Below are 7,222 nucleotides of genomic sequence, written 5' to 3'. Positions count from 1 at the left end.
TGACTGGCGACGGGCTTGAGATGGAAGCAGGCTCGGCCAGCCCAATTGCCCAGTGTCGCGCGATCCAACTGGATGCCCTGGCGAGCGTAGATCTCGGCCTGCCGGTAGAACGGCAAGTGATCGCCGAACTTGGCGACGATGACCTGGGCGATCAGCGCCTCGGTCGGCAGGCCGCCAGGCACCACATGCTCGGGCGCATGCGCCTGCACGACCGCGCCCGAGCAGCGGCGGCAAGCGTATTTCGGGCGGCGGGTGACCAGAACGCGCAACTGTGCCGGAACCACGTCCAGCCGTTCACTGACGTCCTCGCCGATCCTGGCCATCTCGCCGCAGCCGCACGGGCACAGCGTGCTCTCGGGCTCGATGATCCGCTCCACCCGCGGCAGATGGGCAGGCAAGTGGCCGCGGTTACGCCGGCGGGAACCGGAGGTGCCGTCCGAACGGCCCTGGATGATCCGCTGCGCCTTTTCCTGCGCGGCATCGAGCACGCCCTGCGCGATCGCCACGTCTTCGAGCGGCAGGTGGTATTGATCGGGATGCAGCTTTTCGGACTTGGCGCCGAACTTCTCGTGGTTCAGTTGACCGACGATGACCTCCAGGCGCCGGCGCGCCTCCTCGGACTCAGCCAAAGCTGCTTGCGCCTCGGCGAGGAGCGCCTTCAAATGCTCGTTCTCTTCCTGGAGAACCATCAGATTCATGCACTAAATCAAGCACATGAGCGCCGATAACGCCACCGGGGGCAACACGCCTGAGTCACTGTGCCACACTCATCCGGCAAGCTGCGGGCGCCGCACCCTCTCGGGGCGAACCAGTCGCCAATCCAGCCCTTCGAACAGGGCTGCGAACATCGCCGGCGACATCCGCATCACGCCGTCACGAACCTGCGGCCAGACGAACTTCGAGCCCTCGAGCCGCTTGTAAACGAGCACAAGTCCAGTGCCATCCCACACCAAAATCTTGATCCGGTCAGCCCTTTTGGCCCGAAAGACGAAGGCCGCGCCGACGTAAGGATCGAGGCCGAGCATCTCCTGCACCGCCGCCGCCAGCCCGTCCAGGCCGCGACGGAAGTCGACCGGACGGGTCGCCATGTAGATCTTCAGATCGGCACCCGGTGCAATCATCGCGAGGCCCGCACCGCACGGATCACCTGCGGCAGGTGATCGAGGTCAACCGTCGTTCGGATCACCATGTCGTCGATCACGATCTCCACCTTCGCCGGCGTCGATTGCGGTGGCCTCATCGTCGGCTGAGGCGCCGATGATTCGTCCACCATCAGCGGCGCGAACATCGGCGCCATGCTTTCCGGCAGCGCCAGTCGTCCCTGACGAAGACGACGCCGCCAATCATAGACCTGCCAGCGGGTCACGCCGTGCTTGCGTGAAACCGCCGCCACCTGCACCCCCGGCATCAGGCTCTCGGCCGCAATCCGGGATTTATCGGCCTCCGAGCGAACCCGCCGTCCCGTCGGACCTTCCAGAACCTCGACCCGGCCTGCGTAGCCAATTGTCGAGACGTCCAAATGGACGTCCATTTTGCCGTCTGCTCCCACTGGACCCTCCGTCTCTCGCGATCGGGGGGGATTCTTGGCACATTCACCTCATGCGCCGCACGAGGGGAGCGGCGTGGCGCTTACGAACGGGCGCATGTGAACGCACCACAGTTGAAGCGAGCGCTACAGTCTGACGTGTCCGAGAGGTGCTAGCGGTGGTGACTCCGCTTCGTTGGCAGCAGCGTCTGGCGGAACCAAAGCTGCCGTTTCTGGATCGCTGGCGTCCATATTTGTCAAACGTGCCAATCGCGCCCGAGATAATGCAGCTTGAACAGATTCCGGCTTGCCGTGAATTTCGGCTTCTCACATCCAAGGTCGCCAGCATGAGTGATGTTCAACTCGCAAGCCGATCAGTCGTCTGCGCGGAACCGAGAATGTCTGCAACCTCGCATCCCGTGGAGATGCCAGCGGCGTTAGGCATCCTTGATCGCGTCCGCGATGCACACGGTCCGCACGGTGCCACTCAGGCCTCCTTGATTGAACAAGAGCGCGGTTTCCCGTTGGAGGATCAGTTCCTCAAAAAGTCCGTGCGGTGCCTGGGTGGTTATCATTCAGACACTGCAAGACGCCGCTTGCCCGTCTTTATGGCTGCATCTTTTATCGAAGGACGCATACGGTGAGACAACTCGTATTCCTGCGCATTGCGCTAGGTATCGCACTCTTGCTGGCTGTATCTGTCCTGATCTTTGCCGGCACCCAGATTCTGCCGGGTGACGTCGCACAAGCTATCCTGGGCAAATCGGCGACACCGGAAACTGTTGCCAGCCTGAGAGAACAGCTCGGGCTGAATGCGCCAGCATATGTAAGATATTTCCGCTGGCTGGGCGGGGCCCTCACCGGCAACTTCGGGACCGCAATGTCCAGCGGCCAGGATATTGCAACGCAGATCAAGGCGCGGTTGTGGAACACCCTCTTTCTCGCCGCCTGCGCGGCAATCGCGGCCGTGCCGTTGGCAGTTATTCTCGGCCTGATCGCCGTGCGCTACCGCAATGGCTGGGTCGACAAGCTGATCTCCGGGCTGGCGCTCGCCTCGACCTCCTTCCCGGAATTCTTCATTGGCTACGCGCTCGTGTACTTCTTCTGTGTGAAATGGCCAATCTTGCCAAGTATTTCCACTGTCTATGATGGCATGCCCTTCGGGGAGCGACTGGAAGCCATTGTGTTGCCGGCGACCGCATTGACGCTGGTGGTGCTCGCACACATGATGCGCATGACACGCGCAGCGATCCTCAATGTCATGCAGTCTGCTTATATCGAGACTGCAGAGCTCAAGGGCCTTTCTGCCTTCAACGTCATCCGCAAACACGCCTTCCCCAATGCCATCGCGCCGATCATCAATGTTGTGATGCTGAACCTTGCCTATCTGATCGTCGGCGTTGTCGTCGTCGAGGTGATCTTCGTCTACCCCGGCATGGGTCAGTATCTGGTCGACAACGTCTCTAAGCGCGACGTGCCGGTCGTGCAGGCAGTCGGCCTCGTCTTCGCCGCTGTCTACATCACCCTGAACATTGTCGCCGACGTGACAGCCATAATTGCCAACCCACGCGTTCGTCACCCAAAATGAGGATAGCTTGACCGGTTTGAAACGCATCCCCATATCCGCGCTGATCGGACTGGTGCTGTCCGCCCTGTTCGTGCTGGCGGCGATCTTTGCACCGTGGATTTCTCCACACGACAACGCCGAGATCGTTGGCGACGTCTGGGAGCCGATGTCGGCGGCGCATTGGCTAGGCACCGACAATCTTGGCCGTGATCTGCTGTCGCGCATGATCTACGGCGCCCGCATCACCTTGTTCATCGCAGTGCTGGCGACCGCGCTGTCGTTCTCGCTCGGCGCGATACTCGGCTTTTCGGCGGCGGTGTTCGGCGGCTGGTTCGACACGCTGTTGTCGCGCCTCGTCGATCTCCTGATGTCGATCCCGACCCTGATCATGGCGCTCGTCGTGCTCTCGGTGCTGCCGACCAATCTGGTGACGCTGATCCTGGTGATGGGCGTTCTCGACTCGACCCGCGTCTACCGGCTGTCTCGTGCGGTGGCCGTCGACATCAACGTCATGGATTATGTCGAAGCCGCCAAACTGCGCGGTGAAGGCAGTGGCTGGATCATCTTTCGCGAGATCCTGCCCAATGCGCTGTCGCCGCTGGTCTCGGAACTTGGCCTGCGCTTTATCTATGCGGTGCTGTTCCTGTCGACGCTGTCCTTCCTCGGCCTTGGCGTACAGCCGCCGGACGCCGACTGGGGCGGCATGGTCAAGGAAAACAAGGACGGTATCGTCTTCGGCATAGGCGCGGCACTCATCCCGGCGGCGGCGATCGCCATGTTGGCGATTTCGGTCAATCTGGTCGCGGACTGGGTGCTCAACCGGACGACAAGCCTCAAGGGAGGACGCGGGTGATGGCTGACAGCAACGCGAAGCCCGGACAACCCAAGCCTGGCCTGCTCCTCGACATCCGCAACCTGCGCATCGAGGCGACGGTCTATCCGCCCGGCGAAGCGCCGAAGACGATCACCCTTGTCCACGATGTCTCGCTGACCTTGGAAAAGGGCAAGGTGCTCGGCCTGATCGGCGAATCCGGCGCCGGCAAGTCGACCATCGGCCTGTCGTCCATGGGCTATGGCCGCGGCGGCGTGCGGATCACCGGCGGCGAAGTCATCCTCAATGGCCGCGACATCATGAAGGGCGGCAAGGAAGGCTTCCGCAAGCTGCGCGGCCGCGAGGTCTGCTATGTCGCGCAATCGGCGGCGGCCGCCTTCAACCCGGCGCACCGGCTGATGGACCAGGTGGTGGAAGCCACGCTGCTGCACGGCACGGCGACCCGTGCCGAGGCCGAGAAGCGCGCCGTGGCATTGTTCAAGAAGCTCAGCCTGCCCAATCCCGAAACCATCGGCCAGCGTTTCCCGCACCAGGTGTCGGGCGGCCAGCTGCAGCGCGTGATGACGGCGATGGCGCTGTGCTCGGAGCCGGACCTGATCGTCTTCGACGAGCCGACCACGGCGCTCGACGTGACGACGCAGATCGACGTGCTGGCGGCGATCAAGGACGCCATCCGCGACACCCACGTGGCCGCGCTCTACATCACCCACGATCTCGCTGTCGTCGCCCAGGTCTCCGACGAGATCATGGTGCTGCGCCATGGCAGGCTGGTCGAATGGGGCGGTACCCGCCAGATCATCAAGGAGCCGCGCCAGGAATACACCAACGCGCTGGTTTCGGTGCATGAGATCGAGCATCAGGAGCAGAACCCCGGCGCCACACCGTTCCTGTCGGTGAAGAACGTCACCGCCGCTTATGGCGGCGGCCACGTCAAGGTGCTGAAGAACGTCTCGGTCGACATCTACCCCGGCCAGACGCTGGCAGTGGTGGGCGAATCCGGCTCCGGCAAGTCGACGCTGGCGCGCGCCATCACCGGCCTTTTGCCGCCCGAGCAGGGCACTGTCACCTTCGATGGGCGGCCGCTCGCCAACCGGCTTGCCGACCGGCCGAAGGAAGATCTGCGCCAGCTGCAGATGATCTACCAGATGGCCGACGTGGCGATGAACCCGCGCCAGACCGTCGGCACCATCATCGGCCGGCCGCTCGAATTCTATTTCGGCATGCGCGGCAGGGAACGCGACAAGCGTGTCGCCGAACTGCTCGACGAGATCGAGATGGGCAAGGGCTTTGTCGACCGCTATCCGGCGGAACTTTCAGGCGGCCAGAAGCAGCGCGTCTGCATCGCCCGCTCGCTCGCCGCCAAGCCGAAGCTGATCATCTGCGACGAGGTGACCTCGGCGCTCGATCCGCTGGTGGCCAACGGCATCCTCAAGCTGCTGCTCGACCTGCAGCAGCACGAGAAGGTCGCCTATCTCTTCATCACACACGATCTGGCGACGGTGAAGTCGATCGCCGATTCAATCGCGGTGATGTATCGCGGCGAGGTGGTGCGATACGGCTCGAAGAGCAAGGTGCTGACGCCGCCATTCGACGCCTACACCGATCTTTTGCTGTCGTCGGTCCCGGAGATGGAGATCGGCTGGCTGGAGAAGGCGATCTCGGGACGGCGCATGGCGAGCGCGGGGAACTAGAGTTAGGCCGGCCGAACTCTGGCTGCTGCGGATCGCGAATGCTAAACGTCGGATCGAAGGCTTACGGCTGCCAACGTAGCTCCGACACAGCCACAGGCGCTTGGGCCTCAAGAACTTCCGCTATTTTAAAGCAATTTTCTTCATGGAACTTCATTGATATAATTTGAACTCCTAGCGGAGTTCCTTCGTAGTCTCCCAACGGCACTGTCAAACTCGGAAGCCCCAGAGGAGGTATAGCTAGAAGCGGCCGCTGCGCATCGGCTATTTCCTTGAAAGCTTCAAAGCCGAGGAGATCAGCGCCGTTGGCGAATGGCATTTTATCGGAGACAGGCAAGATGATCGTCGGAAATTGCTCCATGAATTGCTGCAGGTTTCGCATCACAGCGAGCCGTCGCTCGAAGCATTGAAGAATCTCGTCTCCGTTCAAGCGCGGAGCATACCGCATGTGATCGGAGATGGAGACCTTGCTCGCGTGGTCTCCAAACTGCTCGATAGAGGGGAGCAGAGACCGACGCTCTTCGTTGATGACTAGGGAATGCCATAATTCACTTGCCTCGTAGAGACCGGGAGCATCAACCTCTTCTACCTCATACCCTGCGCACTCGAGCCAATGGCCGGCTCGGCGTATAGCGCTGGATATGATGGGATCAGTCATCTCGAACGGATTTGGTGATATGGCGACACATCGAGATCGAGATCCTTCCGTCACGTGAACTGCGGCTTTGACCCAGTTGGGATCACGCGGGTCGCGCTGCTCCATCGCAGAGAGGGCGAGCTTGAGATCGGCCACTGACCTGGCTAGAGGCCCTTCAACCGCCATCAACTGCGCCGTGATCGGTGCCTCAGTCTTCCGACTAGGATTAAAGCGCGGAATACGCCCCGTCGTTGGGCGCAAGCCCATTACGCCACAGGCATATGCGGGATATCTGATAGAGCCGCCAAAGTCGTTACCTTGGGCTATAGCCCCCATGCCGGCAGCCACCGCAGCGGCGGCACCGCCGCTCGAGCCGCCTGGGGTCAACGCCCTATTTCGCGGATTTATGGTCAGCCCATGCAGTTCGTTGTCCGTGAACCAACGATGAGAGAAGGCTGGAGTATTGGTCCGTCCGACGATAATGGCGCCCGACTTCCGGAAGTTCGAAACCACGGTGCTATCTTCGTTCGATATCGCGTCACGGAATGCCACCACGCCGTTGGTAGATGCACAGCCTTTTTGGTCAGTATTGACCTTAATCGTTATCGGTACGCCGTGTAGGCGGCCAAGTGCTTTTCCTTGCCGTAATTCGGCGTCGGCCTTATCGGCAGCCGCTAATGCTTCCTCGGCTAGAATTTCCACAAGAGCATTTATCTCCGGGTTGACCTCCCAAATTCGTGTCAAGACCGCATCAACGATTTCACGAGATGATAACTGTCCCTGCGCTATCTGCTTCGATTGTTCGTCGGCGCTCATGCACCAGATTTCACTGGACAAATTCTTGCTCCTCACCTGGTCAGTTTGGTCTCACTGGCGTGGGACCGCGGCGCGGCGGTTCCGGCTGCCTTGGTAGGATCAGCCCGGTGCAGCGGTTAAGGCGATCAACTGCAGCGATGCGGCGCGGCCCAAGGGC

General features: G+C 61.4%; 7 protein-coding genes. 3 read left to right on the top strand and 4 right to left on the bottom strand.

Going from position 1 to position 7,222, the window contains the following annotated elements; all coding sequences use genetic code 11:
* The 3 genes from CKW40_RS32445 to tnpA all read right to left on the bottom strand — a co-directional run.
* A partial coding sequence (locus CKW40_RS32445) for an IS66 family transposase zinc-finger binding domain-containing protein (protein ID WP_143748409.1) occupies positions 1 to 698 on the bottom strand: 698 nt, incomplete at its 3' end.
* 69 nt (positions 699 to 767) lie between these two features.
* On the bottom strand, positions 768 to 1,121 hold the full coding sequence (gene tnpB / locus CKW40_RS32440; protein ID WP_095203811.1) for an IS66 family insertion sequence element accessory protein TnpB: 354 nt from the start codon (positions 1,119 to 1,121) through the stop codon (positions 768 to 770).
* The gene (gene tnpA, locus CKW40_RS32435; RefSeq protein WP_179298198.1) at positions 1,118 to 1,531 is read right to left on the bottom strand and encodes an IS66-like element accessory protein TnpA; all 414 of its coding nucleotides are present in this window, start codon (positions 1,529 to 1,531) and stop codon (positions 1,118 to 1,120) included. The genes tnpB and tnpA overlap by 4 nt, the downstream gene beginning before the upstream one ends.
* A 634-nt stretch (positions 1,532 to 2,165) precedes the next feature.
* Here tnpA and CKW40_RS32430 point away from each other — a divergent pair.
* The 3 genes from CKW40_RS32430 to CKW40_RS32420 are packed head-to-tail and all read left to right on the top strand — an operon-like array spanning position 2,166 to position 5,615.
* Positions 2,166 to 3,113 (top strand): ABC transporter permease, encoded by a 948-nt coding sequence (locus CKW40_RS32430; RefSeq protein WP_095203809.1) that lies wholly within the window; start codon positions 2,166 to 2,168, stop codon positions 3,111 to 3,113.
* A gap of 7 nt (positions 3,114 to 3,120) precedes the next feature.
* Positions 3,121 to 3,945, top strand: coding sequence for an ABC transporter permease (locus CKW40_RS32425; RefSeq protein WP_095203808.1), 825 nt, complete (start codon positions 3,121 to 3,123; stop codon positions 3,943 to 3,945).
* On the top strand, positions 3,945 to 5,615 hold the full coding sequence (locus tag CKW40_RS32420) for an ABC transporter ATP-binding protein (RefSeq protein ID WP_095203807.1): 1,671 nt from the start codon (positions 3,945 to 3,947) through the stop codon (positions 5,613 to 5,615). The genes CKW40_RS32425 and CKW40_RS32420 overlap by 1 nt, the downstream gene beginning before the upstream one ends.
* Positions 5,616 to 5,676: 61 nt before the next feature.
* On the opposite strand, the gene CKW40_RS32415 is transcribed toward CKW40_RS32420, so the two are convergent.
* On the bottom strand, positions 5,677 to 7,101 hold the full coding sequence (locus CKW40_RS32415; RefSeq protein WP_280175417.1) for an amidase: 1,425 nt from the start codon (positions 7,099 to 7,101) through the stop codon (positions 5,677 to 5,679).
* Between the last annotated feature and the right edge of the window lie 121 nt (positions 7,102 to 7,222).

This window comes from Mesorhizobium carmichaelinearum, from assembly GCF_900199455.1.
GTDB lineage: Bacteria > Pseudomonadota > Alphaproteobacteria > Rhizobiales > Rhizobiaceae > Mesorhizobium > Mesorhizobium carmichaelinearum.
This window is presented reverse-complemented; position numbering and strand designations above follow the sequence as displayed.

Excerpts from the sequence above, each read along its gene's own strand:
- tnpB (WP_095203811.1), bottom strand. The coding sequence starts at position 1,121 with ATGATTGCACCGGGTGCCGATCTGAAGATCTACATGGCGACCCGTCCG.
- tnpA (WP_179298198.1), bottom strand. The coding sequence starts at position 1,531 with ATGGACGTCCATTTGGACGTCTCGACAATTGGCTACGCAGGCCGGGTC.
- CKW40_RS32420 (WP_095203807.1), top strand. The coding sequence starts at position 3,945 with ATGGCTGACAGCAACGCGAAGCCCGGACAACCCAAGCCTGGCCTGCTC.